The organism is Methylobacterium sp. J-078 (assembly GCF_022829285.1).
In the GTDB taxonomy this organism is placed as follows: Bacteria; Pseudomonadota; Alphaproteobacteria; order Rhizobiales; family Beijerinckiaceae; genus Methylobacterium.
Window position 1 is genome coordinate 79,154 of sequence record NZ_JAKSYI010000109.1, and the last position, 23,556, is coordinate 102,709.

33 protein-coding genes are annotated in these 23,556 nt (G+C 68.7%); 7 read left to right on the forward strand and 26 right to left on the reverse strand.

Going from position 1 to position 23,556, the window contains the following annotated elements:
- Position 1 precedes the first annotated feature (1 nt).
- From MKK58_RS17655 to MKK58_RS17670, 4 genes are read left to right on the forward strand one after another with little or no spacing between them, the layout of a single operon-like run.
- Complete coding sequence (locus tag MKK58_RS17655) at positions 2-244, forward strand: hypothetical protein (RefSeq protein WP_243913376.1); 243 nt, start codon at positions 2-4, stop codon at positions 242-244.
- Positions 231-563 carry a hypothetical protein gene (locus tag MKK58_RS17660; RefSeq protein ID WP_243913377.1) on the forward strand — a complete coding sequence of 111 codons (333 nt, stop codon included), beginning with the start codon at positions 231-233 and terminating at the stop codon, positions 561-563. The genes MKK58_RS17655 and MKK58_RS17660 overlap by 14 nt, the downstream gene beginning before the upstream one ends.
- Positions 563-976 (forward strand): hypothetical protein, encoded by a 414-nt coding sequence (locus MKK58_RS17665; RefSeq protein ID WP_243913378.1) that lies wholly within the window; start codon positions 563-565, stop codon positions 974-976. The genes MKK58_RS17660 and MKK58_RS17665 overlap by 1 nt, the downstream gene beginning before the upstream one ends.
- 57 nt (positions 977-1,033) lie before the next feature.
- Complete coding sequence (locus MKK58_RS17670; RefSeq protein WP_243913379.1) at positions 1,034-1,408, forward strand: hypothetical protein; 375 nt, start codon at positions 1,034-1,036, stop codon at positions 1,406-1,408.
- On the opposite strand, the gene MKK58_RS17675 is transcribed toward MKK58_RS17670, so the two are convergent.
- The 16 genes from MKK58_RS17675 to MKK58_RS17750 form a co-directional block, all read right to left on the reverse strand.
- Positions 1,405-1,755: a hypothetical protein gene (locus MKK58_RS17675; RefSeq protein WP_243913380.1), complete on the reverse strand. Its 351-nt coding sequence runs from the start codon at positions 1,753-1,755 to the stop codon at positions 1,405-1,407. The genes MKK58_RS17670 and MKK58_RS17675 overlap by 4 nt on opposite strands.
- A gap of 114 nt (positions 1,756-1,869) precedes the next feature.
- A complete protein-coding gene (locus MKK58_RS17680) occupies positions 1,870-2,712 on the reverse strand; it encodes a Rha family transcriptional regulator (protein ID WP_243913381.1) in 843 nt (280 codons plus the stop codon).
- 264 nt (positions 2,713-2,976) lie between these two features.
- A complete protein-coding gene (locus MKK58_RS17685; protein WP_243913383.1) occupies positions 2,977-3,165 on the reverse strand; it encodes a hypothetical protein in 189 nt (62 codons plus the stop codon).
- Between the two features lie 2 nt (positions 3,166-3,167).
- Positions 3,168-3,332, reverse strand: a complete 165-nt coding sequence (locus tag MKK58_RS17690; protein WP_243913384.1) for a hypothetical protein — start codon at positions 3,330-3,332, stop codon at positions 3,168-3,170.
- A gap of 61 nt (positions 3,333-3,393) precedes the next feature.
- Positions 3,394-3,573 carry a hypothetical protein gene (locus MKK58_RS17695; RefSeq protein ID WP_243913385.1) on the reverse strand — a complete coding sequence of 60 codons (180 nt, stop codon included), beginning with the start codon at positions 3,571-3,573 and terminating at the stop codon, positions 3,394-3,396.
- Positions 3,570-3,809: a hypothetical protein gene (locus tag MKK58_RS17700; RefSeq protein WP_243913386.1), complete on the reverse strand. Its 240-nt coding sequence runs from the start codon at positions 3,807-3,809 to the stop codon at positions 3,570-3,572. The genes MKK58_RS17695 and MKK58_RS17700 overlap by 4 nt, the downstream gene beginning before the upstream one ends.
- Positions 3,806-4,186, reverse strand: a complete 381-nt coding sequence (locus tag MKK58_RS17705) for a hypothetical protein (protein WP_243913387.1) — start codon at positions 4,184-4,186, stop codon at positions 3,806-3,808. The genes MKK58_RS17700 and MKK58_RS17705 overlap by 4 nt, the downstream gene beginning before the upstream one ends.
- Positions 4,186-4,431, reverse strand: coding sequence for a hypothetical protein (locus tag MKK58_RS17710; protein ID WP_243913388.1), 246 nt, complete (start codon positions 4,429-4,431; stop codon positions 4,186-4,188). The genes MKK58_RS17705 and MKK58_RS17710 overlap by 1 nt, the downstream gene beginning before the upstream one ends.
- Before the next feature lie 2 nt (positions 4,432-4,433).
- Positions 4,434-4,880 (reverse strand): hypothetical protein, encoded by a 447-nt coding sequence (locus tag MKK58_RS17715; RefSeq protein ID WP_243913389.1) that lies wholly within the window; start codon positions 4,878-4,880, stop codon positions 4,434-4,436.
- A gap of 2 nt (positions 4,881-4,882) precedes the next feature.
- Complete coding sequence (locus MKK58_RS17720) at positions 4,883-5,335, reverse strand: lysozyme (protein WP_243913472.1); 453 nt, start codon at positions 5,333-5,335, stop codon at positions 4,883-4,885.
- Positions 5,336-5,418: 83 nt separating this feature from the next.
- A complete protein-coding gene (locus tag MKK58_RS17725) occupies positions 5,419-5,652 on the reverse strand; it encodes a hypothetical protein (protein ID WP_243913391.1) in 234 nt (77 codons plus the stop codon).
- Positions 5,649-5,993 (reverse strand): hypothetical protein, encoded by a 345-nt coding sequence (locus tag MKK58_RS17730; protein ID WP_243913393.1) that lies wholly within the window; start codon positions 5,991-5,993, stop codon positions 5,649-5,651. The genes MKK58_RS17725 and MKK58_RS17730 overlap by 4 nt, the downstream gene beginning before the upstream one ends.
- Entirely contained in the window at positions 5,986-6,438 is a 453-nt protein-coding gene (locus MKK58_RS17735; RefSeq protein ID WP_243913395.1) for a hypothetical protein, read from the reverse strand. The genes MKK58_RS17730 and MKK58_RS17735 overlap by 8 nt, the downstream gene beginning before the upstream one ends.
- On the reverse strand, positions 6,435-6,704 hold the full coding sequence (locus MKK58_RS17740) for a hypothetical protein (RefSeq protein ID WP_243913397.1): 270 nt from the start codon (positions 6,702-6,704) through the stop codon (positions 6,435-6,437). The genes MKK58_RS17735 and MKK58_RS17740 overlap by 4 nt, the downstream gene beginning before the upstream one ends.
- Positions 6,701-7,072 (reverse strand): hypothetical protein, encoded by a 372-nt coding sequence (locus MKK58_RS17745; protein WP_243913399.1) that lies wholly within the window; start codon positions 7,070-7,072, stop codon positions 6,701-6,703. The genes MKK58_RS17740 and MKK58_RS17745 overlap by 4 nt, the downstream gene beginning before the upstream one ends.
- A gap of 230 nt (positions 7,073-7,302) precedes the next feature.
- Positions 7,303-9,288 carry a hypothetical protein gene (locus tag MKK58_RS17750; protein ID WP_243913401.1) on the reverse strand — a complete coding sequence of 662 codons (1,986 nt, stop codon included), beginning with the start codon at positions 9,286-9,288 and terminating at the stop codon, positions 7,303-7,305.
- A gap of 899 nt (positions 9,289-10,187) precedes the next feature.
- On the opposite strand from MKK58_RS17750, the gene MKK58_RS17755 reads away from it, so the two are divergent.
- Both MKK58_RS17755 and MKK58_RS17760 read left to right on the forward strand, forming a co-directional pair.
- On the forward strand, positions 10,188-10,574 hold the full coding sequence (locus tag MKK58_RS17755) for a hypothetical protein (protein WP_243913403.1): 387 nt from the start codon (positions 10,188-10,190) through the stop codon (positions 10,572-10,574).
- Between the two features lie 78 nt (positions 10,575-10,652).
- Positions 10,653-11,261: an alpha/beta hydrolase family protein gene (locus MKK58_RS17760; RefSeq protein ID WP_243913405.1), complete on the forward strand. Its 609-nt coding sequence runs from the start codon at positions 10,653-10,655 to the stop codon at positions 11,259-11,261.
- Between the two features lie 130 nt (positions 11,262-11,391).
- Here MKK58_RS17760 and MKK58_RS17765 read toward each other — a convergent pair whose 3' ends face one another.
- The 6 genes from MKK58_RS17765 to MKK58_RS17790 form a co-directional block, all read right to left on the reverse strand.
- On the reverse strand, positions 11,392-12,189 hold the full coding sequence (locus MKK58_RS17765; protein ID WP_243913407.1) for a metallophosphoesterase: 798 nt from the start codon (positions 12,187-12,189) through the stop codon (positions 11,392-11,394).
- Positions 12,186-12,740: a metallophosphoesterase gene (locus tag MKK58_RS17770; RefSeq protein WP_279578430.1), complete on the reverse strand. Its 555-nt coding sequence runs from the start codon at positions 12,738-12,740 to the stop codon at positions 12,186-12,188. The genes MKK58_RS17765 and MKK58_RS17770 overlap by 4 nt, the downstream gene beginning before the upstream one ends.
- A gap of 209 nt (positions 12,741-12,949) precedes the next feature.
- The gene (gene qatD, locus MKK58_RS17775; protein ID WP_243913409.1) at positions 12,950-13,744 is read right to left on the reverse strand and encodes a Qat anti-phage system TatD family nuclease QatD; all 795 of its coding nucleotides are present in this window, start codon (positions 13,742-13,744) and stop codon (positions 12,950-12,952) included.
- Between the two features lie 41 nt (positions 13,745-13,785).
- A complete protein-coding gene (qatC, locus tag MKK58_RS17780; protein WP_243913411.1) occupies positions 13,786-14,979 on the reverse strand; it encodes a Qat anti-phage system QueC-like protein QatC in 1,194 nt (397 codons plus the stop codon).
- 80 nt (positions 14,980-15,059) lie between these two features.
- The gene (qatB, locus tag MKK58_RS27005) at positions 15,060-15,929 is read right to left on the reverse strand and encodes a Qat anti-phage system associated protein QatB (protein ID WP_313899293.1); all 870 of its coding nucleotides are present in this window, start codon (positions 15,927-15,929) and stop codon (positions 15,060-15,062) included.
- A 3-nt stretch (positions 15,930-15,932) separates the two neighbouring features.
- Complete coding sequence (locus MKK58_RS17790; protein WP_243913415.1) at positions 15,933-17,798, reverse strand: P-loop NTPase fold protein; 1,866 nt, start codon at positions 17,796-17,798, stop codon at positions 15,933-15,935.
- Between the two features lie 281 nt (positions 17,799-18,079).
- Here MKK58_RS17790 and MKK58_RS17795 point away from each other — a divergent pair, with 281 nt between their 5' ends.
- Positions 18,080-18,772: a DNA-binding protein gene (locus tag MKK58_RS17795; protein ID WP_243913417.1), complete on the forward strand. Its 693-nt coding sequence runs from the start codon at positions 18,080-18,082 to the stop codon at positions 18,770-18,772.
- Between the two features lie 135 nt (positions 18,773-18,907).
- On the opposite strand, the gene MKK58_RS17800 is transcribed toward MKK58_RS17795, so the two are convergent.
- Genes MKK58_RS17800 through paoA form a run of 4 tightly spaced genes read right to left on the reverse strand, consistent with a single transcriptional unit; the run spans position 18,908 to position 23,440 of the window.
- Positions 18,908-19,627 carry a RibD family protein gene (locus tag MKK58_RS17800; protein ID WP_243913419.1) on the reverse strand — a complete coding sequence of 240 codons (720 nt, stop codon included), beginning with the start codon at positions 19,625-19,627 and terminating at the stop codon, positions 18,908-18,910.
- 22 nt (positions 19,628-19,649) lie between these two features.
- A complete protein-coding gene (gene paoC, locus MKK58_RS17805) occupies positions 19,650-21,854 on the reverse strand; it encodes an aldehyde oxidoreductase molybdenum-binding subunit PaoC (RefSeq protein ID WP_243913421.1) in 2,205 nt (734 codons plus the stop codon).
- A gap of 3 nt (positions 21,855-21,857) precedes the next feature.
- Entirely contained in the window at positions 21,858-22,808 is a 951-nt protein-coding gene (locus MKK58_RS17810) for an FAD binding domain-containing protein (protein ID WP_243913422.1), read from the reverse strand.
- Positions 22,805-23,440 (reverse strand): aldehyde dehydrogenase iron-sulfur subunit PaoA, encoded by a 636-nt coding sequence (gene paoA / locus MKK58_RS17815; protein WP_243913423.1) that lies wholly within the window; start codon positions 23,438-23,440, stop codon positions 22,805-22,807. Before paoA ends, MKK58_RS17810 begins: the two co-directional genes overlap by 4 nt.
- Positions 23,441-23,556: the final 116 nt, after the last annotated feature.

Here is a 23,556-nt window from a genome sequence, read left to right on the forward strand (position 1 = left end):
CATGATCGATCCGACCCTCGCCCCCGTCTGGGACTATCTGGCCTCGACGATCCGGGGCTACCGGATCGCCGGGACGTGCGACGCCCGCGTTGGCGTCGTCCTAGAGGACTACGTCGGCCACGCCGGGCGACTCGTCCGGGACCGGCACCTCACGCTCTCGGAGGGGCTCGTTCTCGCCAACCGGGCGGTCCGCGCGGCCCGGGATCTCCACGCCCTGGAGGAGGCCCGTCGTGCGCCGCGTTGACGTCTACCGCAACCTCAACAAGTCGTGCTGGTCGGTTCGCGAGAATCGCAGGGTCGTCGACCACGTCGAGTCCATCGCGCTCTACGACGTCCGCTTCCACGTCAGCGAGGCGGCCCGGCAGCGCGTCCTGCGCCTTGGGCAGCGGGCGGTCCTTGCTTGGGCCAACGGCGTCATCATCGACGCGCCCCTGCAGCGGTCATCCGAGCGCATCAAGTTCGACCCCTTCGAGGGCCCGCATTTCATGGTGGGCGAGTGGCCCGTCCACGAGGCGAACCTCGTCCATTTCGACCGCAACGGACGCTGCTGGGGAGTGCTGTGATGCGCGCATTGATGATCGCCCTGGTCGTGCTCGCGGCCGCCCCCGCCGTCGCCTCGGAGCGCTTCCCTGCCGAAGGCGACGCCTGGCACTACGAGGGTCGCACGCCGGTCGCCGGCGGTGTGGCGCGATTCCTCCGCCTCGAAGCGACGCCTGCCCCGCGGTCGGGCTGGACCGTAACCATGACTTGCGGGACCGTCAGGGTCGTCGATGGTCGCGAGGTCGTCACGTACCGGGGCACCGGACCGGGCGGTAGGTCGCGCTGGGGTTCGATGGGTGGGACGTCGACGGCGCCGGGGCATGACACGACCGGCTGGCTGATCGAACAGACCGGCGACGGGCTCCTCGATCAGGCCGTGCAGGCCCAAGACAGCGTCTGCGCTTCAGGGCGGGGCGACCTGTCGGCCGGCGACTAGGGCTGGTCGTATGCAAGGGGGACCCGCAGGGTCTCCTCAGATCTGAGGAGACCCCCCATGCGCTTGCGCGACCTTTCCCCCGACGAGCTCGCCAACGTCGCGGTCCTGCGCCACCGGCTTCGGGCGAGCCATGGCGCCGAGGCGGCCAGCGCACCGTTCCTGACGGAGTGGTCGACGAGGCCGGTGCCGGGCGGTGGCCTGCGCCTGCACGGCCTGTGCTGGGGCCATCCAGGCCTGGGCGACACGTTCGTGACGACGACGCCGGTCGTCGAACTGTCCGAGGCGCACGCCCGGACCGAGAGCGGGCGGCTCTACCTTCTAGGCCCCGAGGACCGAGACCACCGGCGCCGGCGCGCCCTGACAGGCCAGCGCGGCCCCCTCGTCATCTCCGCGGCCGGCGCGCCCGAGGACACGCCGGCTTTTCGGCGTTAGCGCTTTTCGAGGGCGCGCTGGATGCGGGCGATGTGGGCCCGCGCCACGGTCTCGATGCGCGCGACTTTTAGAGGGCTCGGACGGCACTCGCCGAGCTCCCATCGGCGAACCGTGCGGTGGTCCTCACCGACGTCCGCGGCGAGTTTCCCGTGCCACCTCTCGCCGTAGCAAGCGTGCCCGATCCGGGCGACGACCTTGCCCGGGTGCTCGTCAAGGGGAGGTCCGCCGTTGCCGGTGGGAGCGGGAGGGACCTCCTTGGCCATTTCCCGGGCAATCATCTCCTCGATGTCGACGATGCCGAGGTCGTTCTGGGTTACTTCGATTAAGGGTGAAACGTCGTCCAGCATGGTCGCTCCGGCTCTGGAATGGGGGATCGGGCGCCCTGGCGGGCCGGCTCCCGCAGAGGGGGAACCGGCCCATTCGGTAGCGATGGGCAGATCGATACCGATTGCTCGCAGGGGTCAGACCGCGAGGCGACCCTGCCGCTCGGCGATCTGCGCCTGCAGGGCGAGGACCTTGCCGGGGCCGATGGCCCAGCGCTGACGGAGCCATGCCAGCCCGGAGCGGGTGACCATGCACTGTTTGCGGAGCTTGCCGACCGAGTCGGGGCCGGCGCGCAGCTTCATGTAGCCGTCCTTCCGCATCGCGGCGGACGGCTGCAGGTCGCCGTTCTCGCGGATGACGTAGCCCTTGTCCTTGATCCAGTCGAAGAAGAGCTCGCTGGGGGCGTCGATGGCGCGGGCGGCGGTGCGCAGGTTGCACAGGCCGCGGTCGTCGAGGAACGCCTCGTACGCCTCGACCATCGGGCGCTGCTCCTCGACCACCGCCGAGACGAGCACCAGAGCCGTGGTCTTCTCGGCGACGACGGCGGTGAGCTCGTCGACCTTGTCCATCTTGGCCAGCAAGAACCGGCGCAAGGTGGCGTTGTCGTCCATGTCCGGGGCGTCCCGGCGGCGGATCTCCGCCTCCATGGCGTTGAAAGCGCCGAGGAAGCCAACCTTCCAGGTCATCGCCTTGGAGCCGGTGAACCCCATCGCCAGGATGGCGACACCGTCCCGGTCCATGAGGAAGAACTCCTCCTCCCGGAATCCGCCGTTGGGCATCGGAACCATGGTGGATGCGGACGCAAAACTGCGTTCACATCCGGGAACGGTGGAAATGAGCAGCTTGATGCTGCGGAGCACGTCGCCGTGGCGCTTGCCGAAGGTCTGGGCGACCTGGCGGCTGTCTGCCCGTGCATGGCCGTCGATCAGGGTGACGACGGGGGCGATTGATGTGGTAGTGGTGAGGGCAGTTTGGTTCACGGGAGCACTCCGCTGAGCTAAGCGAGGCCCTCGATGTCCGGCGCGTCCAACGCCGGCCGAGGGCCGCCCTTCTGGGGGCACCTCAGATTGAAGCGATTCGACCAGGTTCCCACAAGGTCCATGTCCGCTTTTTCGGACATGATCTCGGAAATACTTGGTCAGCCTAACCCGCACTACCTATTTGAACAACGATTTCACCAACAGCCTGGTTGAAAAGCGTTGTTTAAAAGGCGCCCGTTGTTGGGAGCGTGGCGGGGTACGCTCTCAGTGCGTACCCTTCACCTCGGGCTCGGCCAGCAGGTCCGGGAACAGCGCCGCCAGGGCCAGCATGGCGAACGTCGCCAGCATCGCCTCTCCCTCACGAACGGCCCGATCCGCGTAGACTCGGCGGGCCTCGCGCAGCGCGTCCCGGGCGAACAGCCGGGCGTCGTCCTTCGCCTGATCCGCGGGCATCGCTACGTGGTCTTCCGGTCAAGGGCTTGGAGCGCCGCTTCGAGGGCGGCCTGGAGCCGGCACGGGAGCGGCCGGTCGGCGGGGAGGTCCTGGTACCAGCGCGAGTGCTTGATGACGGCCCGGGCGGCGGCGACGACGGCGCGGGTGTCGAGGGCTTCGTGGGTCATGGCCTGGGGTCCCAGAGGCAGAGGGCCATCAACGCGCCGACCGCGAAGGCGACCTCGGCGCTCACCGGCGACCCCTGCGCACGGCGGCGACTGTTCGGATCGCGCTGGCGACCTCGCCCTTGGGCGCGGCGGCCGCGCCGGTGGTCGCGTCCCCACGGAGGGCGCGGTGGACTTCTTCGGAGACGAGCGGCGCCGGCTCCCGGGCGAGGCAGGCCAGGGCGATCAGCGCCACCGGCGTCATGACCCCGGCCTCGCCATGGCCCGGACCTCGCCGAGCTTGCCCCGGCAATCGGCATGGGCGGCCCGAAGGTCGACGACGTAGCCGGCCGCGTCGCGCTGGGTGCCGCCCCGCTTCCAGGCGGGCGCCCCCGAGCAGGTGAGGAGCTCGTCGGGGATCTCGGCGAGGGGCGCGCCGGCATGCTGGCAGCCACCAAGGCAGAGTGCTAACAGCGCGGCGGCCGCGAGGATCGGCTTCACTGTCCGGCCTCCAGGGCGTCGCGCAGGACCGGGGCGAGCGGGCCGTCGTCGGACGCGGGCGCCCGGCGGATGCGGTCGTGGGCCGAGGCGGTCGCGGCGCTGCGCTTGGCCGCCGCCTTGGCGTTCCGCTGCAGGGCCTCGACGGCGCCCTTGCGGACCTCGGCGAGGGCGGCCGCCTCGTCGCGCTGGCGCTGGGTCGACGCCAGGTCGGCCTGGAGCCGGCTGACGTAGGCGACACCGAGCAGGATCACCGCCACGAGCGCGACCGGCAGGGCCAGCCGCGGGGCGTAGAGCAAGGCCAGGACCGCGAGGCCGATGGCGACGACCGCCGAGATCCCGGCGGGTGTCGTCACGAGGGCCAAGAGGAGCGTCAGCATCAGGCGCCCTCGGTCTCGAATTTCACCACCGTCGGGTCCGGCAGGCGCACCCAGACGTCGCCGGGCGTCGACTGGACGTCGATGGACAGGACCTCGGTCTGGCCGCCGGGATGCGTCAGCGTCCGGACGAGCAGGGTCCGACCGGTCGGCACGGGCTCGCCCAAGACCCCGAAGGCGTCGACGGTACGGGTCGTCTCGGTCTGCATGACCTGCGAGATGACCGGGGTAGGTGAGGAATCCGCCACGGTCACCACCCCGACTTGCGGTGGGACTCGAACCGCTTCTTCTTCGGAAGCGGCTTGGTCTCGCCGTCGAGCTCGTCGAAGGCCGACTTCACCTCCTCGGTCGCCTTCACCGACCACGAGGCCAGAATTTCGGGGTTCAGGTCAGCCGTCTCGATGGGGCGCTGGGTGTAGGCCATCACGATGGGATCGGCCTCGGCCGCCGGCGGGATGACCGTGCCGGGCGGGATCTCGTGCACCGACCCGACGGTCAGCGAGGTGAGGTTCCGACACGGGCAAGCCGGGGCGGTGACCTTCATGCCGGCCGGGATGACCAATTCGCCGGACGGAAGCTCGATGAAGTTGGATGCCGCGGTCAGCTTGGCGATCTCGACCTCGCGGACGGCCTGGACAGCGACGACGAAGGCGATCAGGCAGAAGAACGCGACCGCGATGATGGCGATGGCCGTCATGATCAGATCCCCTTGAGGCAGAGGGCGCGCTCGGCCTCGCGCCGGCGGGTCAGGCCGGGGAAGACGACGCCGGCGGCGCGGTTGAACTTGAGGAGGGCGTCGCAGGCGGGGCGGGTCTGCCCGGCGTTGTGCAGCCGGACGACGCTGGACCGGCAAAATCCGCCGGTGCCGATGTTGTAGGCCAACGAGACGTAAGCGGCGTAGGCGCCGTCGGTCATCGGGGCCGTGACGCACCCCTCGACCGCCAGGGCGTACTTCTCCAGCGACGTCGCCAGCATCGCCTTGCACTCGGCCACCGTGTAGCGGTCGCCCGCCTTCACGCCGTCGGTCTCGCCGTAGCAGACCGTCCACGGCTTCCCGCGGGTGGCCGGGTCCGGATAGGCGACGGTCCGTAGGCCCTCGAAGGAGCCCACGACCGAGATGCAGGCGGCGCCGAGCACGGCGTTCCGCTTCATGCGGGACGGCCCCTTGCCGGACGCCCGGGCGGCGGGAGCGGCGGGAACCCCGGCCGGCGCCGGCTTGCGAAGGAAGGCGAACATCAGGACTGGTCTCCGGACAGGGCCGAGTTGGCGAGGAACGGGAGGACGAGGGCGGCGAGCGAGACGACCGTCGTCACCGCGGCGAACACCACCGGGCTGAAGGGCGGATCGGACGCCAGGCAGGCCATGCCGCCCTGGAGCGCGGAGAAGACGAACCCCGCGCCGGACAGCCAGACGACCCGGCTGTGCTTGGCGACGCGCGTCGGGTTCGAGACGAGCTTCGGCTTCTTCACGGGGTTGTCCTCCGGACACGTGTGCGCCGGGGCGGGACCACAGGCGGCGGGGGTGGGGGCGGCGGCGGCGGGGCGAACGCCTGCCTCAGCAGGGCGCCGTGGTCGTTCAGCGCCCGCGTCAGGTCCGTGCCGGTGCGGACGATGGTGAAGCCGAGATCCCGGTCGATGGGATCGAGAGCGACGCGCGGCAGGCCGAGGGACTGCTCGGGCGGCCGGCGCGATTCCTTGATGCGGGCGACGACGTACGTGGCCAGGCCGAGGACCGCCCCGACGGCGACGGTTCCGATTGCCTTCAGCGCGTCGGCCGGCAGCGAGATGAACGAGGTCACCAGGTCACCCACGCGCCGCTCTCCTGACGATCTTCGCGCGGGCGTCGTTGGCGCCCTGGTCCCAGATCGCCCGGAGGGCGCAGTAGGCGTCGACCGCGGCGAGGACCCCGTAGGCCCCCACGCCGGTGTTCCAGCCGGGGTAGCCGTCCCTGGCGAGGAGCCAGGCCAGCGCGGTCCAGACGCACGCGCCGACGGTGGCGGTGACGAACCGGAGGGACGGGCTGTGGTGCTTGTCGCCGTTGGCCCAAAGGCCCAGCATGCGGATGACGGCGACACCGAGGAGCGTCGCGCCCCAGGTCCCCTCCGGTGCGATGGCACCGAAGACGTCGAACGTCGGCCGCGAGAACGTGGCGCCGGGCAGGAGCAGCGCGATGGCGACGCCCAGCAGCACCAGCGCGCCGACCCATTCGGCCTCGCGACGCTGGTGGTAGCCCTGGAAGGGGAGTGCGGACCTCACCGGTTCCTCCCCTTGCCGGCGGGCGCCTCGGCCTCGCTGGCCTCGGGCTCGTCGACCGGCTGGACGGGGGAGCCGTCGGGATCGGCAACCGCCGTGTTCTCGGCGGGTGTCACGAGGTCGGCGTGCCGGACGATGCCTTGCTTGCCGCAGCGGCCGCAGTGGACCTCGGACCAGTCCTGGCCGGGCGCCAGAAGCGGACGGAGGCCGTCGCGGCAGGTATCGGGGCTGTCGCAGCCCTCGAAGGTGAAGGTGGTCTCGACGGTCATGCCGCGCTCCCGAGTTCGAGGACGCTGCGCTTCCGCGGCTCGGCCGGCGCCGGCGTGGCCAGCAGCGGCGGCTTGGCCCCGATCCGCGCCATGACCGTCACCACCTTGCCGTCGACGAGCCGGAAGCGGAGGGCCTCGGGGAAGGCGATGCAGTCGCCGGACGTGCGCCCGGTCGACATGATGACCCCGCCAATGTCGGCGATGCGGGCGCGGATGCGGGCGAGATCCACGCCCTTGGCGCGGAGGAGGTTCACCGCGACGCGGTCATCCTCGGTCTCGACTGTCACGCCGAGGTGGCGTTCCGCGTACCGGCGGACCGCGTGGTCGGTCGCCCGGGCCTTCGGGCTGTGTTGGCTGATGTGGGACACGAGACGGCGAGACCCCCTGATGCGATGGGGTCAAAGGTCCGCCTCGGGCTCGAATTCGGATAGGTGCCGGAGCCCAACTGGTAGGTCCGGTGGTCCCGGATGACGGGAACCAAAACGACGATGCCCTCACGCCGGGTTGCGGCGGAGGGCATCTCAATCGTGGTGCGATTGGCCGGTCGAGGGCATCTTGATCCTAGTCGCGCCCCATGCCGGGCACAAGGCGAAACGGTCTAGAGACCGGGCGAAACCCTGCCTTCGGTGGTGAAATCGAACGGGTCGTGGCCAAGGGCCTGAAGCGCCCGGGCGCGGGGTTCCATGAACATGGTCGGCCCCGTCACGATCCGCCCGTCCACCTCACGGATCTTCCAGACCCGCTCCTTGGGAGCGTCGAAAGCGGACCTGGGACGGGGGGCGGGAGACGGAGACGGAGAGGGCATGACGATGTCCGAGGCGATGGTGGCGACGAAGGGCGACACAGCCCCCCCCGGAACGTCCAGGGGAGGCCGGGAACGGGGGTCGGGAAGAAAGGAGCGAGGGACCACGGGGTCCGAGAACACCACCACCACAGGCCGAGCTAGGGTAGGAGGATAGAGGGTCCGGGACAAGGTTCCCGGGACAGGACCACCAGGCTCCGGCACCGGGTCTCCTATAGGCTCCGCGGGGGTGGGGACCGGCTCCGCCACAGGGAGGCCCAGGGGCTCCGCTACGGGGGTCTCCTCTAGCTCCGCGGCAGGGAGACCCGGCTCCGCCAGGAAGGGCCCCACGGCCTCCGGCAGGGGTTCTCCTACGGGCTCCGCGACAGGGTAGCCCGGCTCCGCCAGGGGGGTCTCTACCCGCTCCGCGGGAAGTGGTGCCGGCTCCGCCAGGGAGGGCTCCCGGGGCTCCGCCAGAAGGGAGGTATCATTATGTCGGTACGTTTTGATCGAAGTCCCTGAAACCTTTGACTTAATCCCGACAAGAGTTGAGGCCAAAACCTCGCCCATGATGGCGGTCACGGTACCCTCGTGACGGGCCGGGACGCGGAAGGAATCGTGCACGGGCAGGCACGGGATGCCCGCCTTCCGGCACCCCTTCATGACCCTGCCCGCCATGCCGCTGTCGATGGCCATGAGCCTCACCCCGGCGTCGCTGCCGAACATGTGCGCGATGTGCGGGTTCGCCTCCTTGATGGCCTCCAGGATGCAGCCCGTCTGGCGCCGGCCGTACCGCCACACCGGCTCGCCGTCGTCGCCGGTCTCGTCCCGCTTTTTAAGCAGGCCGCCGATTGCCTCGGCGTCGGTCTTGGCGTTGATCGCCGTGTTGAACGCCAGCTTCCCGGCTGCGCGGGGCCAATACCCGGTCGTGTACGGGTCGTGCGCGATGGCGTGGCCGCACATCGCATATAAGAGCGTCGGGTGGAGCCAGTGGAAGTCCGGTTCGACCGTGAACTCGCCGTCGATGAGCAGGTCGCCCCGCCGGTCCTTGGGCAGGCCCTGCCAAAATCCGTAGTACCGGCCGTGGAGGTCGAACCGGGACCGCGAGAAGATCCTCACGACGCTCGGGGCCTGCCCCGGGACGACCGTGGCCCAGGTCTCGGAGCCGTCGGCCTTGACCTTGCGGGCGCTGAGGTGGTGCTCGGTCCGGCGCCAGTTCGCCGGGTCGGCGGCCGGGTCGATGGTGACGAGCACGGATTCGAGCCAGGCGTTGGTCTCTTCGACGTCCTTCCGGAAGCGCCGGGTGCGCTCGGTCTCGGCGTAGTCGACGAGGTCGCCGTTGATGTCCCGCAGGATCAGGGGGCACCGCGGCACGAGATCAACGAGCTTGAGGCCCTTGAGCCGGTCCATCATCGCCGGCAGCGCGTAACAGGCGCTCTGCAGGCGCTTGGCCTCGTCGCGCTGGAGATGGGCGCCGGGCAGCGCCTTCATGTTGACGATCAGCCCGGCCTCGGCCAGGCCGTCGATGGCGGCGCAGACCCGCTTGCGGCTGTAGGGCGTCGACCGGTACCGCTCGGGCACGTCGTAGTGGTCGGTCGACCGGGAATAGGAGACGCGCCCGAGACTCTCGCCGGCCTCGCGGGGCCGGTCGTAGTGGAGCGCGAGCGAGGCGATGATGCTGGCCTGGACCTGGCGGTCGGCCAGCGACCTGCCGGGCGTCAGGCCAAGCCGCTCGATGGCGGTCTTGTCCGCTCGCCAGCGGTAGCCGAGGGCGGAATCCGCCCCCCGCGTGTAGTCCGTCATGATGGGGGCACTCTCGACCTGCCTGTCGGCTCGTCGAGGCACCACACCCGACGCGACCAGGTGAGGATTGCGCCTTGAACCGCCTGCTACAAGAGCAGCTTAGCCACCTCGGCTGACTCCCTCGCGTCAACTTGGGATGCCGAACCAGGACTAAAGAAACTGGCCCGATTTCGCCCCATGAGGCACGCCACAGGCCCGATCACCGCGATGGATGACATCGAACCCACCTCTCATGGCTGGGCCGGGATTTTGGGCCTCTCTACGCCCAAAACTTTATTTTCGGGGGGCTGTGGAAAGGCCAGGGAACAGGCCTGAAGGACCACCGATCCGGTCCTTGGGATAGCGTTGAGGATTCGAATTCGGTGCGTGGCCTGGATCAGGCAATGCGTCCTTAGACAAGCTCCAGGCATGAGCTTCAGCGTCGGGATCATGATTGCCAAAATATCAGGGCGCATGTGGTCGCCTGTCGCACCGCGTGCGAGGCGCTCGTCAGGGACACGGTCGGAAGATCTCGGCGACGTCATGAATGCGACAGCCCGACTGGAAGTCCTGTGCAGGGAGACGGGGCGGTCCGTGCTCGTCTCGGAAGTTGTCCTCTGCAGGATGCCCGTGCTTCCGGACGGCATCGATGCGGAGGCCTTGGGGCGGCATGTCCTGAGGGGGCGCAGCGGGAAGATGGTCGTGCACGCGCTTGCCGAACGTCGCAGGTTCGCGGTCGTCGGCGATCCCGTCTGTAGCCCCGATCACGGGCGCGGAGTGGCGGTTTCCCATCTCTTGTCTTGAACGGGGCGCCGTAAGCGCCTTTGGACGGCGGGAACCATCGCCGCCCCTCGGGGCACCCAGCGAAAGCTCTAAGGCTCCGGCCAGATCAACCTGCCGTCGAACACCGTGAGACGTTCATGACCACCATCGACGATGTCCCGCCACGCTCGGACGTGTTCCCGGATCCGAGCCATCGCGGCCTCCGCCGCCGCCGCTTCGGCGCAATGTCCCTGGCGGTGGGTGCCGGAGGCTGGTTCTCCTCACTGCCGGCAGAGGCGATGCCGGCGTCGGCCGAGGCACGGGCCATCGACTTCGAGTGGGTCGACCCGTCACGTGACCGCGCGGTGCCGGCACGGCTCTACTGGCCGGCCGCCTCGACCCGGAAGGGACCGATCCCGCTGATAGTGTTCTCCCACGGGCTCGGCGGCTCGCGGAAGGGTTACGGCTACCTCGGCGAAGGGTGGTCGGGGCGCGGGACCGCCAGCCTGCACATCCAGCATGTCGGCAGCGACCAGACGCTGTAGGAGGGCAACCCGATCCTGCTCCTCGACCGCCTCGATAGCGCGGCGGACGAGTGCGAGGCCATCGAGCGGACGCGTGACGTGAGCTTCGGCCTCGACCGCCTGCTTAACCGTGAGAATCCCTTCCATGCCGCCATGGACCGGAAGCGCATCGTCGCTGCCGGCCACTCCTACGGGGCGACCACCACCTTAATCCTCACCGGCGCCCAGGTGATACGCGACGAGAAACCTCTCGCGTGTAAGGACCCTCGCTTCAAGGCGAGCATCGTCGTCTCGGCCCCGCCCTTCTACGGCGAGACCGACCTCGCGGCGGTTCTGGCGATGATCGACGTCCCCGCCCTCCACGTGACCACGACGGAGGACACGATCCGCATCCCCGGCCGCTACTCACCAGTCCAAGACCGCATCGACGTCTTCAACGCCATTCCCACGGAGAGAAAGGCGCTCGTCGTGTTCCAGGGCGGTTCGCACAGCGTGTTCACTGACCGATCCCTCAGGAACGGCGGGCAGCTGAACCCCCTAATGAAGCGTGCCACGGCGGAGGTGGGACTTGCTTTCCTCGACCTCGTCCATCGCTCCGATCCAGTTCCGATGGACGAATGGAGCGTGACCTGGAAGCCGATCCTGGCCGCCGCACCGGTACCTTTCCCGGTTCCTCCAAGGAATGTGGACCGTCGACGTCGCGCCTGATGCCCGCGCCGCATCACCGCTCGACGTGGTTTCGGCGCGACCTGTATACCGGCCGGCGGACACAGGTAGCCTGGACCAGATGCCATTCGATCCGATTGCCGGGCGGTTCCGCGTCACCTCATCGGGGCTGTCAGACCTCGATGATCATGCCGGAGATGAACCCGGTGCTCTCGTCGACATGGCCGCGTGCGTTGCAGACGATGCGCGTGCGACCAACGCGATAGTCCGAATGCCGGTGGACATGGCCATGCAACCATAGGTCGGGGCCATGAACGTCGATCATTCCGGAGAGGTCGGAGGCGTCGCACCATGCGAGATGCTGGTGTCGCGACGACAGGCTGTGCGGGTGCGGGGCATGGTGCGTGACGACCACGGTGGGGCCGTCATGGGCCTCGGCGAGACCGGCGTCGAGGAACGCGCGCGTCCGCCGGTGCATCGCCAGGACGGCCTCGGGTTCGATCCGATGCCTTGAGCTCGGCCCGGTGCGGATGCGGCGGTAGTCGACCATGCCGTCGCGACCCTGGGCGCTGCGCATGCCGTGCGTCAGGCTGAAGGACCCAAGCCGGAAATCGGTCCAGAGCGTGCCACCGAGGTAGCGGGTCCCACCGAGCGTTACCGCGACGTCCAACAGCAGCGTGATCCCGAGCGCGGCAGCCCGGTCGCGCCCTCGCGCGATCTGGTCGAAGATCGTGTAGCGCTCCTCGCCGCGGTCCCACCAGAAGTCGTGGTTGCCTGGCACGTAGACGAGTGGCACGCCGGGCAGGCGCTCGCCGAGCCATTCCAGGGCACGCGTCAGCGGCATGTGGACGTCGCCCGCGACCACGACCACGTTGAAGCCGCCGGCCGGCGCGTGGGCGGCGGGGTCCCAGGCGTTCTCCGGGCAGTCCTGATGGAGATCCGAGAAGACCCAGAGCCTGGCCGCGTTCATGGTTCGATCCCCGCGGCCATGGCATTCTCGGCGAGGCGCACGCGGATCTCGGCCAGGGTCACCGGCCTGAAGTCGAAGCAGTCGACGCCGACGTCGGTGCTGGTGGCGGTGCCGGGCAGGCTGCCGTGCGAATGTCCGAAAAGGTGGAGGTCGCCGTAGTGCTGGCGCGGCCAGACGCGGTGGGCGTAGTGCGAGCACCAGACCCCAGTGGTTGTGCCGTCGGCGTTCTTGACGGCGACCCGGATGACGTCGACGACGGGCCCATCCCAAGGCAGCCGCGAGGCGATCTTATCGTGGTTGCCCCGCACCAGCCGTCGCTGACCGACCAGGCGGCGAAAAACGCTTCGGGCGCGGGCCTCCGGGCAGCGGTAGCAGAAGTCGCCGAGGTGCCAGACGGTGTCCTCGGGCCGCACGACGGCGTTCCATCGCGCGATCAGGGTCTCGTCGTGCTCCTCGATGGAGGCGAACGGCCGGCGCAGGGCCATCGTTGGCGAAAGGATGTTGCGGTGTCCGATGTGATGGTCGGACGTGAAGAGCGTCCTGGGTGGCATCGTAGCCTCGCGAAAAGCGGAGGCTCGGCAAGCGTCGGCACTCCGGGGTCAGTCGGTCGGGTGCTGGCTCGCGCGTATCATCGGGGGTCTCCGGGAAAGGCGGCGAACGTGACCTGGCCGGTGCCGATAGGCAAGGCCGGAGGCCTGGATCCACAGGCGCGGGGGGCAGGATTCGCGACGCCTAGGCAGGTATCGGGAAGCGCTATCCGCTATCCAGCGTAAGTAGGGATTTCACCGGGACGAGATAACACCCTGGGTCTGGTTGCCATCTCTGAGGCACGTGTCGCCAACGAACGAAGGTTATCTCGTAGTTGGCGATGCGCCTCCATCGCCGGAAGCTGCCAGAGCTCCGCGAGGGCGTTCTCGGCCGCCGCCACATCCCATGGCATCAACGGCTGTCCGGAAATCTGCGCGAACGGTGCGTCGGTTTCCGTCAGGACCCGGTTCCTTGGCATCGCAGCCGCCAAACGGCGGCCAGCTGGCGTCGTCAGCATCAACGGTCCGACGCTGAACCAGCATCCGGCGGTCGCCGCTCGTTCGAGTTCCTTCATGCTGCCACTGAACCAATGCAGCACCGGGACGCCACAGGTCGGCGTCCCGGCGAGGATATCCAAAACCGCGCCCGCCGCCCGCCGCGAGTGGATGCTCAGGACCCTTCCACCGAGATCGGCGCATGCCTCGACGATCCGCGCGAACACGAGTTCCTGTCGGGCGAAACTGGCTCGATTCCGAGGGCTGCCGTCCAAACCAACCTCGCCCACGTAGGCGGTGTTGGGTAGGAGTTCCACGAAGTGGTCGATCTCGCCATGCCGCTCGGCGACGAGTTCCGGATGCAGGCCAAGGGCGACCCTGACCCTACGACGACCCTCGACCAAATCCAGGTTGCCCTGGAAGGCAAGCGGCGTCGTGGTGACCGCAAGCACGAAGACGCCCTTGTCCTCCGCTGCGTCCAGCACCGCCCTGGGGTTGGGATAGAGGTCTATGTGGCAATGGAGATCGATCAAGCGGACGCTCCGGCTCCCCTTCGGTCGCCGGGAGTGCCCGGTCAGATGACCCCGACGCTCCTCAGGAAGGTGCCGAGCTCTCCGATCCCACGCCTGGCAACGTCTTCGTACGCCCCGGTATCGCCGCCGAGTTGGGCCGCATTGAGGGCGCCGCCGAGCCACTCCTTCAGGCCCGCGGTCTCCACCCTGCCGACGGCCATGGCCGCCGCCCTGACGTCCTCGAAGTCCCGATGGCGACGCCCGGGCAGGGAGATATCGTACCTATAGGGTGGCGTGGTGTCCGCAATGCCTGCCGCATGGAAGGAAGCACGCCGGATGAGGCAGGGCACGCATCGCCCGCATTGCGTGAAGGCGGTGCGGGCGTAGCGGCCGCAACTGGTGGTCTCGCCGGCATGCGACAGCAAAAACGCGCGATCCGCACAGCCGGACAGCATCTCACCCTTGGTCCTGAGGATGTAGGGGTTCACCAGCCGGACCCGGAGGCCGGCGGCGTCGATCAGGTCCTGTAGGCGGCCCATGAAGACCGGATGCGTAGTTCGCGTGCTGTGGCTGGCCATGCGCAGCGGCGTCAGGGGCACGTTGAGGCTGATGAACCCGTTCTCGGGAACGTACAGGTCGACGGTCCCGCCATCCTGGTAAGCCGCGAGGCAAGTGGCTGCCAGCACGCCGTAGGCCATGAAGATAATCGAGCGGGACCTCTGGGACCGCTCCGAAAAGCCACTTGGGGGCCTGGCGTTGTGGTTGAGCTGCAGGTGAAGGCCGCTCCCGGCGATCATGCGACCGAGTTCGCGCTGGGTCTGCTTGTCACCCTTCGCGACCTGGCTCACCAGCAGCGGGTGCTTTTCCTGCGCCCTGAGGTCGAGCGCGCCGATGAGGCTGTCGAGCCCCCCTGACAGCAGGCACACGCACTCCTCCGGGCGGGCGACGGCCTGCTGGGGAGGCGCGGGCTGCAGCCCTCCGCCGACGAACTCGAAGGACCAGCGGTCCGTCGACAGGAAGCCCAAAGCGTCCTGCAGGATGTCCCGCCGACCGTTCCAGAACGCCGGGTCCGTGACCCCGACCTCCAGGTCGATGCTCCGTGTCCACCCATCCGCGCTGGCGCTGCGGGAGCAACCCTCGTCCGCCGCGATGACGGATAGCGCAAGCGACAGGAAATCCCAGGCTCGCGACGACGGCGCCAATCCGAGACGACGAACGGTCGGGATCAGGGCAGTCGCGACCGATCCGACATACATGGCTGGCGGGGGGCCGTACAGAACGTAGCGGAGGTCGGCGGGAGCGGCGGCGGGGACGCCCGCCGGAAGGCAGGAAACTCTCATTGCAGGTAGCCCTCGAAGACCTCGAAGACGTCCCGGAGCACACTCGCCGCGAGCGTCGCCGACCCCTGGCGGTCCAGACGCTGCCCACGGTCGGAGCGTGCCCGGAAACAACGCGCCACCTCCTGGCGGACGTAGTCCTTCATCTGCTCAAGACGTTGCGTTGCAGTCGCGGGATCGGGGGCCTTGTCGTGGACGGCCTTGCCGACGTCGAGCTCGATCCGATGGCAGAGGTCGTGGGCGACGTATCCCTCGACCACCGTTCCGATCTGCTCAGGGGACAGTGCCAAAAGGTCGACCTCGGGCTCGGCCGCCACCAGGTCGGAGATGGCCCGGGAAATGGCATCCCGCGCCGCCTCGGTATCCTGGGTGCCGTCTGATGGCCTGAGCGCGTTCGCGATCCTGTCGGCCACCTCGGCGGCAGGGCGACCGCGTAGCTCGGCGGCGTCAACTCCGAGATCGACGGGCGACCGAGCACCCGAGCTAAGGGCGCTCAGGACCCCATACAGGCCACCGGCGGTGACGACCGTCCCGCCCATCCGGCGGGTCGCCGCCGTGGACCCTCCGAGCCCCGTACGGCTGTAATGCCCAAGCCCGCGACGCAGATCGTCGCCTGAACCCGAACGGGAGAAATGCCCTAGGCTCGTACGCGCCGCTGAGAAGCGACGTGGCGGCGCGACATGATTAGGGGGCGCGGGTGGCAACGGCTGCGGGATGTCCTGCGCCGGCGGGGGGCCGTCTTGGTCCGGCCCGGCATCGGGAGGCGCTTCCGGCGGAAGTGGTGGAAGCAAGGGTGGCAGGGGGGGTACCCACGGCGGGACCATGGGAACCCCGCCACCCGGACCTTTGCTCGATGAGGAGGTTCCCATCGATCAGCGCCTGCGACTTGCGTTGGCCGTAATCGCACGCTTCACCGGCACCGGCGTATCGTCCTGCTCGCCCCAATGCGACAGCACCGTCCGAGCCCAAGCCTTGTCGGACAGGAGAGGCACGATGGCCGGGGTAAGTTGGGCAGGTGGCACCTCGCGAAGGAATCGAGCGAAGGTTAAACCGTGTTCGGGGTCGACTGCCGCGACGGTCAATACGGCGTGCAGGATCGGCGGCGTTCCCCATTCCTGGATCTGACGAGCCTTGCCGAGCACCCGCTCCATGATCTGCGTCGTCTCTCGGGTCGGTATGCCTCGAAGCTTCGTGACGAGTTGCTCGCCAATGCCCGAACGAATGGCCAGCACCCCAGCAAGCAACGCAGCCGCTTCCGACGACAGCTCGTCCTTCGGCGTAATGATCGGAAGGTGGTCGCGGCTCACGTAGACGACGGCGCGCAGGTCGAGGTCGCCGAGCGGTGGATCTAGCGCCAGCCAGCTTTGGGCGAAGTCGCTGTTGAACTCGGGCCTCAGCCCTTGCGCCGGTTCCCCCTTCCGCAGCGCCTCTTCCCAGGGGGTCAGGAATACGGGCTTGCCTTCGTCATGGGCCGCCACTGCCTTGAGGATGCTGGCATGGGCGTCCTTATGCCCGCACCGTTCGAACAGGAGCATCTTCGCAAGAACCTGCTCGTCGACCGTCACGCTCTGCGCCCGGGCAATCGACATCCGGATCGATAGGGTGTTCAGGAAGCGCTTGATCAGACGGGGATTGCCGGCAATGCGTTCGGCGGTCGCCATCGTCGGAGCAAGCCGGTCGGCGAGATCGAACCGGGCTGCCAGGGGATCGGGGCAGTCCTGAATAAGGGTCTTCACGAAGGCGGCATCGACACGTTTGCCCTGCCAGGTCTGGCCGAGCCGTTCGCAGATGGCCGTCCGAAGTTCGTCACGTCGGTCCTTCTCAAGCCCGCTGTTCTCAATGAACAGAAGCATCAGGTAGGCGCGCACGTCCTGCGTTCCGAGTGGAGGCACCCGGATCGGAACCTGGATGAGCTTGTCGAAATAGCTCGTGATGAGGTCGTCATCGAGCGCGACGTCGAAATTGAAATGGGCCCGCACGGCGGTTCTGATCATGCGGTCGTCTGCGGCGATAACGAATGCTGTCCGGTCGAGGAACAGAAACAGTCTGACCGCTTCCAATGTCGCGATGGCGGTCGCAGGAAGGCACCGGTCGAGGTCATCGATCAACACGACAAGCGTGACGTTGAGTTCCTTAAGCGTCGCCTCGAAATGGTCGCGCAACTCCTGGATCTGCTTCGGCGGCGTCGGGCGCTCCTTCTTCTCGCCGACCAGCCCCTTGCCGGTATCGGCCGCCTCCTTGCCCGCCTTCTTAGCCGCGTCGACGTCGTCGCTCGTGACGTCGCCGTCCGTCATGCCGCGAAAGGCGTCCCAGAGCCCGCCGAGAACCCCCGGCAAGGGCATCCCAACCATCGCCGATCCCGCCACGCCGGCGGCTAGGCCAGCGGCGCGTGCCCAGCGAACACGTCCGAGGAACTCAAGAATTCGCGTTGTCGGCTTCTCATGCTCCTCCGCATACTCAAGGAGCTTGGTGCCTATCACCTCCATCAAGGCCGACCGCGCGTCGTCGTACCCCTGATAGAGCCAGGCGTTGAACTCCACGAACGCGAAGTCCTGGCCCTCGCGCTCATCAAGTTCTGTACGGATGAGCTTGACCATGGACGACTTGCCGACGCCCCAGCCGCCCGAAATGCCGAGGGACAACGCCTGCCCATCGGCCTGGACGATCACCTCGGCGGCGGTGGCGGCCACTGCGCGGAAGTTCAGGAAATCCCGATTGGTCTCCTTGTCCGACCACATCGGCGAGCCCCCCTAAAAGGCCAAGTTTGGCTGACAAGGCGTTTGAGCCCGTTTTGTTCCACTCGCGCAGGTAGAAACCTTCCTGGCCTTCAGCGATTGCGGTCGCCGACAAGACGGCCACGATGGTGGCGCCGGCGAACCCCATCCGAAAGCGCGGGGTATCGAATAGCGCTACCCGATACCCGCCGTCGGAGTCGCGAATCCTTCGGCTCCGGCGGCCCTTCGTGACGGGCGCTTAACCCCGCCGAGGCATGCTCCGACCGATCACCGGAGCACCCTCGATGCCCACCGAACTCTCCGTCTTCATGGTCGCCGACGCCATGCTCGCCAGGGGCGAGAAGCCCAGCCTGCGCAAGGTTCGCGAAAGGCTCGCCACCGGCGGCTCGCCGCGCGAGGTCTGCAAGCACCTGCGGGCCTGGCGCAAGAAACGCGGCTACGACCCGAAGCTGGAGCCGACCGACATGTCCAAGGGCATGAAGGCCGCCGCCCAGGCCCTCGGCATGGACCTCTGGAAGATGGCCAAGCGCGAGGCCACCCAGACGTTCTCGCGCGAGCGCGAGCAGGCGAAGGCCGACCAGGCCGGCGAGAAGGAGGACCGCGAGCACCTTCTCGGCATGATCGAGACGCTCCAGGCCGAGAACGCCGCCCTCAAGGCCAAGGGTGCCGCCGCAGACCAGGACGGCGAGCGCCTCCAGGCGCGGCTGGCCAAGGTCGAGAACCAACTCGAACGCTTCCGGGCCGAGGAGTTCTGGGACCGCGTCATGCAGGAGGTCCACGACATCATCCCGGACGGAAGCGCCATGACCCCGGCCGAGATCCTACCCGAGATCAGGACCTGGACCGTACGGGGCGCCGCCCTGCACAAGGAACCGCTCACCCCGGGCGTGCTCAAGAAGAAGATGGACGTGCGCATCAAGCACGGCAAATACTTCGAGGCGCAACCGCAGGGGCGGTACGGCCGCCGCACCGCCTGACCGCCAGGTACGACCCGGCCTTCGTCGCACGGCGGGGGCGCCTCCGTCTGTCGGTCGTACCCGTCGACCGGATGCGGTTCCTCGACCCGGCGACGGCGACGGTTCGATGCATGGGGCCGAACCGAGATGTGGCCCTCAAACCGCGACAGCATCCTCCAGCCGGTAACGAAGCCAGACGGTTCCGCCGTCCAGCGTCTCGGTTCGCAGGTGGCGAAGGGCCTTGCCGGCCGCCGGCCGCTCGTCGGGCCCGCCCTGGTACTCGAAGATGGTCGGCACGCCCGCCAAGCCGTCGAGGGCCGGCGACACGAGCAGGCTGACCTCGTCGATCAAACCGGCCTTGAGGAAGGCCCCGTTGATGATGGCGCCGCCCTCCAGCAGCAGGGTCCGCACGCCGAAGGTCTCGCCCAGGGCCTCCAACGCACCCGCGAGGTCCCGCCCGTCCGGACCCGCGAACAGATAGGAGACCCCGTCCTCGCGAAGCTCGGTGAGATAGGTGTCGGTGACGCCTTCACCGAGGATCGCCACGATGTGGTCCCCGCCGGCATCGTCCCGCCCGTAGCTGACCTTGCCGTGCGGATCGATGGCGACGGCCAGGTCCCGACCCTTCCGGTCGCCGACATGGGTCCGGCGGAGGTCGCCGGGGATGACCTTCGGCGAACGGGGATGCCCCTCGGCGATCTCGGCCATGGTCGTGCGTCCCACGATCCACCCTTCCGCGTCGAGGCGCGCGGCGGTCTCCTCGTAGTAGCGATGGACCAGCCCTTCCTCGATGCCGGCGGCGGGAGGCGTCCAGCGGCTCGGGTGGAGCCGGCCGTCGATGGAGCTGCCCATATGGCAGATGATCTTGGGACGCATGATGGGGCTTCCGTCGTTCGTGTCAGGCCGCGTCCGGCATGCGGTCGAGGAGCTTGTCGAGGGTGATCGGGTAGTCGCGGACCCGCACGCCGGTGGCGTTGTAAACGGCGTTCGCCACCGCGGCGCCGACCCCGCAGATTCCGAGCTCCCCGACGCCCTTGGCCTTCATCGGCGACGACATCGGATCGACCTCGTCGAGGAAGACCACCTCCTGGTGCGGGATGTCGGCATGGACCGGCACCTCGTAGCCCGCGAGGTCGTGGTTGACGAAGTAGCCTCGCTTGGTATCGACCGCGAGTTCCTCCATCAGGGCCGCGCCGACGCCCATGGTCATGCCGCCGATGACCTGGCTGCGGGCCGACTTCGGGTTGAGGATGCGGCCGCTGGCGCAGACCGCCAGCATGCGGCGGACCCGGATCTCGGCCGTGGCCACGTCGACCCCGACCTCGACGAAGTGCGAGCCGAAGGTCGATTGCTGGTGGGTCTTGTCGAGGTCGCCGAACTCGATGGCGTCCTCGGCCACGATGTCCCCGCCGGCCGCCGCCTGGGCGAGCGGCACGGCGCGGTTGCCCGAGCGGACCTGACCGTCCTCGAACACGGCGTCGGCCGAGTTGAACCCGAGCTTGCCGGCCACGGCCTCACGCAGCTTGATGCAGGCGGCGTAGACGCCTGACGTCGAGGAATTGGCGCCGAACTGCCCGCCCGACCCCGAGGAAACGGGAAAATCGGAGTCGCCGAGGCGCACGATGACCTTGTCGAGGGTGACCCCCATCATCTCGGCCGCCGTCTGGCCGATGATGGTGTAGCTGCCGTTGCCGATGTCGGTCATGTCGGTCTCGACGATGACCATGCCCTTGCCGTCGAGGCGGACGCGGGCAGCCGACTTCAGCACCATGTTGTTGCGGAAGGCCGAGGCCATCCCCATCCCGACGAGCCAGCGGCCGTCGCGGACCTGGCCGGGCTTGCCCCGCCTGTCCCAGCCGAAGCGCTCGGCGCCCTGACGGAGGCAGGTCACGAGGCTGCGCTGGGAGAAGGCCCGCTCCGGCTTCTCGGGGTCGACCTGGGTGTCGTTGATCTCGCGGAACCGCACGGGATCGAGCCCGAGCTTCTCCGCCATCTCGTCCATGGCCACCTCAAGCGCCATGAGGCCGGGGACCTCGCCCGGAGCCCGCATGGCGTTGCCCTCCGGAAGGTCGAGCACCGCGAGGCGCAGGGCGGTCATCCGGTTCGGGGCCGCGTAGAGCAGGCGGGTCTGCAGGACCGCCGCCTCGGGCCCGCCCTCGGGCAGGTCGCCCGACCAGCTCTCGTGACCGATGGCGGTGATCTTTCCGTCCGGGGTCGCGCCAATGCGGATGCGCTGGAACGTGGCGGGCCGGTGCGTGGTGTTGTTGAACATCTGCGGACGCGTCAGGGCGACCTTCACCGCCCGACCGGCCGCACGGGCGCCCAGCGCCGCGAGGAGCGCCTCGGACCGAAGGAAGAGCTTGCCGCCGAAGCCGCCGCCGACGAAGGGCGACACCAGCCGGACCTTCTCCTGCGGGACGTCCAGGGTCAGCGCGAGGTCGCGCGTGCCCCAGGCGATCATCTGGTTCGAGGTCCAGACCGTCACCTTGTCCCCGTCCCACGACGCCACGGAGGCATGCGGCTCCATCATCGCGTGGGCGTGGTCGGGCGTCTCGTAGCTCTCGTCGAGCTTGACCGGCGCCGAGGCGAATGCGCCGGCGAAGTCACCGACTGAGGAGGAGGACGGGCTGCCCTGGACGTCGCCCGGGTCCTTCGCTCCATCCTTCACCGCGGCGAGGTCGAAGGCGCCCTTGGTGGCGGCGTACCTGACCTTGACCAGCGCCGCGGCGGCGCGTGCCTGCTCGAACGTCTCGGCGACCACCACGGCGACCGCCTGGTGGTAGTGCTCGATCTCGGGGCCGCCGAGGAGTTTCGCCGTGTTGAGCTTGCCCTTGCCGAGCTTGCCCGCGTTCTCGGCGGTGACGATGGCGACGACGCCCGGGGCGGCCTTGGCGGCACCCAGGTCCATCGAGGCGATCCGGCCCTTGGCGATGGTGGCGCCGACGACGACGCCGTAGGCGAGCTTGGCCTGCGGGTCATGCCGGTCGTTGGCGTAGGGCGCGGTACCGGTGGTCTTGAACGGGCCGTCGATCCGGTCCGTCGGCTTGCCGACGACCTTGAGCTGGTCGATGGGGTTCTGGCCTGCGGGTGTGTCGAACTTCATGGATCAGGCCCTCGCCTCGGTCAGGACGGCACCGAGCGTGCGCTCGGCGAGCTTCAGCTTGTAGGCGTTGTCCTCGGTCGGCTTGGCCCCGGCGAAGACCTTGTCGGTCACCGCCTTGGCACCCCGCGGCAGGGCGGCCTCGGCGGCCTCGACGCGCCACGGACGGGGCGCCACGCCGCCGAACGCCACATGGCCGGTCCCGTCCTTGCCGATCACGGCGGCGACCGAGACGAGGGCGTAGGCGTAGGAGGCCCGGTCGCGGACCTTGCGGTAGATGTGTGTCCCGGCGACCGGCTTCGGCAGGGTGACCGCAGTGATGAGCTCACCGGGCTTGAGCACGGTGTCGACCTCGGGACGGTCGTCGGGGAGCCGGTGGAAGTCGGCGACGGGGATCTTACGGGTGGCGCCCTTGGCGTCGACCGTCTCGACGGTGGCGTCGAGGACGCGCATGGCCACGGCCATGTCGCCCGGATAGGTCGCGATGCAGGCCTCGCTCGCACCAATCACGGCGAGCTGCCGGCTGACCCCGTCGATGGCCGAGCAGCCCGACCCGGGCTGCCTTTTGTTGCAGGCCTGGGCGGTGTCGTAGAAGTACGGGCACCGGGTGCGCTGGAGCAGGTTGCCGGCGGTGGTCGCCTTGTTGCGCAGCTGGCCCGAGGCGCCGGCGACGATGGCACGGCTCAGCACGCCGTAATCCTTGCGGACACGGGCGTCGGCCGCGAGGTCGGTGTTCCGGACCAGCGCGCCGACACGAAGCCCGCCCTCGGCCGTCGGCTCGACCTTGTCCAGGCCGAGGCCGTTCACGTCGACGAGGTGCGTCGGGGTCTCGATCTGCAGCTTCATCAGGTCGAGGAGGTTGGTGCCGCCGGCGATGAACTTGGCGTTCGGGGTGCGGGCGACGGCGGCGGCGGCGGCGGCGGGGGTGCCCGGGCGCTCGTAGGTGAAGGACTTCATGCCTGTCTCCCGGCGACTTCGGTGATCGCCTCGACGATGTTGGAGTAGGCGCCGCAACGGCAGATGTTGCCGCTCATGCGCTCGCGGATCTCGGCGTCGGTGACTTCGTAGGTCCCGTTGAGGTCGGCGCTGACGTGGCTCGGGATGCCGGACTTGATCTCTGCGATGACCGCCACGCCGGAGCAGATCTGGCCCGGGGTGCAGAAGCCGCACTGGTAGCCGTCGTGCCTCACGAACGCGGCCTGCATCGGGTGGAGGTCGCCCGGCTTGCCGAGTCCCTCGATAGTCATGACGGTTGCGTCCTGGTGCATCACCGCGAGGGTCAGGCAGGAGTTGATGCGCCGGCCGTCGACGATCATGGTGCAGGCGCCGCACTGGCCGTGGTCGCAGCCCTTCTTGGCGCCGGTCAGGTGCAAGTGTTCGCGGACCGCGTCGAGCAGGCTGGTCCGGGTGTCGAGTTCGAGCTCGCGGCGCTCGCCGTTCACCGTGAACCCGACCTTGGCCAGGACCGGCTTGTCGGTTCCGGCGGGCGCGGCACCTGCGGCGGACGGAACGGCGGCAAGGGCCGCTGTGGCGGATGCAGCCACCATCAGGTCTCTCCGGTTGAGGTCGTAGTCTCCAGGTCGTCCCATCTCGGTCTCCGAAGATGCTGCTGGGGGCGATGGCGCCATGGCCGTCCATCGAAGGCGAGGTGCCCGGAGAAACACGGACACCTTGGATAAGCTCCAAGGTATCGCGTGACGTCTCG

Bases quoted from the DNA above. Each gene is read 5' to 3' on its own strand.
- MKK58_RS17655 (WP_243913376.1), top strand. From the start codon at position 2: ATGATCGATCCGACCCTCGCCCCCGTCTGGGACTATCTGGCCTCGACG.
- MKK58_RS17665 (WP_243913378.1), top strand. From the start codon at position 563: ATGCGCGCATTGATGATCGCCCTGGTCGTGCTCGCGGCCGCCCCCGCC.
- MKK58_RS17670 (WP_243913379.1), top strand. From the start codon at position 1,034: ATGCGCTTGCGCGACCTTTCCCCCGACGAGCTCGCCAACGTCGCGGTC.
- MKK58_RS17675 (WP_243913380.1), bottom strand. From the start codon at position 1,755: ATGCTGGACGACGTTTCACCCTTAATCGAAGTAACCCAGAACGACCTC.
- MKK58_RS17685 (WP_243913383.1), bottom strand. From the start codon at position 3,165: ATGCCCGCGGATCAGGCGAAGGACGACGCCCGGCTGTTCGCCCGGGAC.
- MKK58_RS17690 (WP_243913384.1), bottom strand. From the start codon at position 3,332: ATGACCCACGAAGCCCTCGACACCCGCGCCGTCGTCGCCGCCGCCCGG.
- MKK58_RS17695 (WP_243913385.1), bottom strand. From the start codon at position 3,573: ATGACGCCGGTGGCGCTGATCGCCCTGGCCTGCCTCGCCCGGGAGCCG.
- MKK58_RS17705 (WP_243913387.1), bottom strand. From the start codon at position 4,186: ATGCTGACGCTCCTCTTGGCCCTCGTGACGACACCCGCCGGGATCTCG.
- MKK58_RS17715 (WP_243913389.1), bottom strand. From the start codon at position 4,880: ATGACGGCCATCGCCATCATCGCGGTCGCGTTCTTCTGCCTGATCGCC.
- MKK58_RS17720 (WP_243913472.1), bottom strand. From the start codon at position 5,335: ATGAAGCGGAACGCCGTGCTCGGCGCCGCCTGCATCTCGGTCGTGGGC.
- MKK58_RS17740 (WP_243913397.1), bottom strand. From the start codon at position 6,704: ATGACCGTCGAGACCACCTTCACCTTCGAGGGCTGCGACAGCCCCGAT.
- MKK58_RS17750 (WP_243913401.1), bottom strand. From the start codon at position 9,288: ATGACGGACTACACGCGGGGGGCGGATTCCGCCCTCGGCTACCGCTGG.
- MKK58_RS17755 (WP_243913403.1), top strand. From the start codon at position 10,188: ATGACCACCATCGACGATGTCCCGCCACGCTCGGACGTGTTCCCGGAT.
- MKK58_RS17765 (WP_243913407.1), bottom strand. From the start codon at position 12,189: ATGAACGCGGCCAGGCTCTGGGTCTTCTCGGATCTCCATCAGGACTGC.
- MKK58_RS17770 (WP_279578430.1), bottom strand. From the start codon at position 12,740: ATGCCACCCAGGACGCTCTTCACGTCCGACCATCACATCGGACACCGC.
- qatC (WP_243913411.1), bottom strand. From the start codon at position 14,979: ATGTATGTCGGATCGGTCGCGACTGCCCTGATCCCGACCGTTCGTCGT.
- qatB (WP_313899293.1), bottom strand. From the start codon at position 15,929: ATGGGAACCTCCTCATCGAGCAAAGGTCCGGGTGGCGGGGTTCCCATG.
- MKK58_RS17790 (WP_243913415.1), bottom strand. From the start codon at position 17,798: ATGTGGTCGGACAAGGAGACCAATCGGGATTTCCTGAACTTCCGCGCA.
- MKK58_RS17795 (WP_243913417.1), top strand. From the start codon at position 18,080: ATGCCCACCGAACTCTCCGTCTTCATGGTCGCCGACGCCATGCTCGCC.
- MKK58_RS17800 (WP_243913419.1), bottom strand. From the start codon at position 19,627: ATGCGTCCCAAGATCATCTGCCATATGGGCAGCTCCATCGACGGCCGG.
- paoC (WP_243913421.1), bottom strand. From the start codon at position 21,854: ATGAAGTTCGACACACCCGCAGGCCAGAACCCCATCGACCAGCTCAAG.
- MKK58_RS17810 (WP_243913422.1), bottom strand. From the start codon at position 22,808: ATGAAGTCCTTCACCTACGAGCGCCCGGGCACCCCCGCCGCCGCCGCC.
- paoA (WP_243913423.1), bottom strand. From the start codon at position 23,440: ATGGGACGACCTGGAGACTACGACCTCAACCGGAGAGACCTGATGGTG.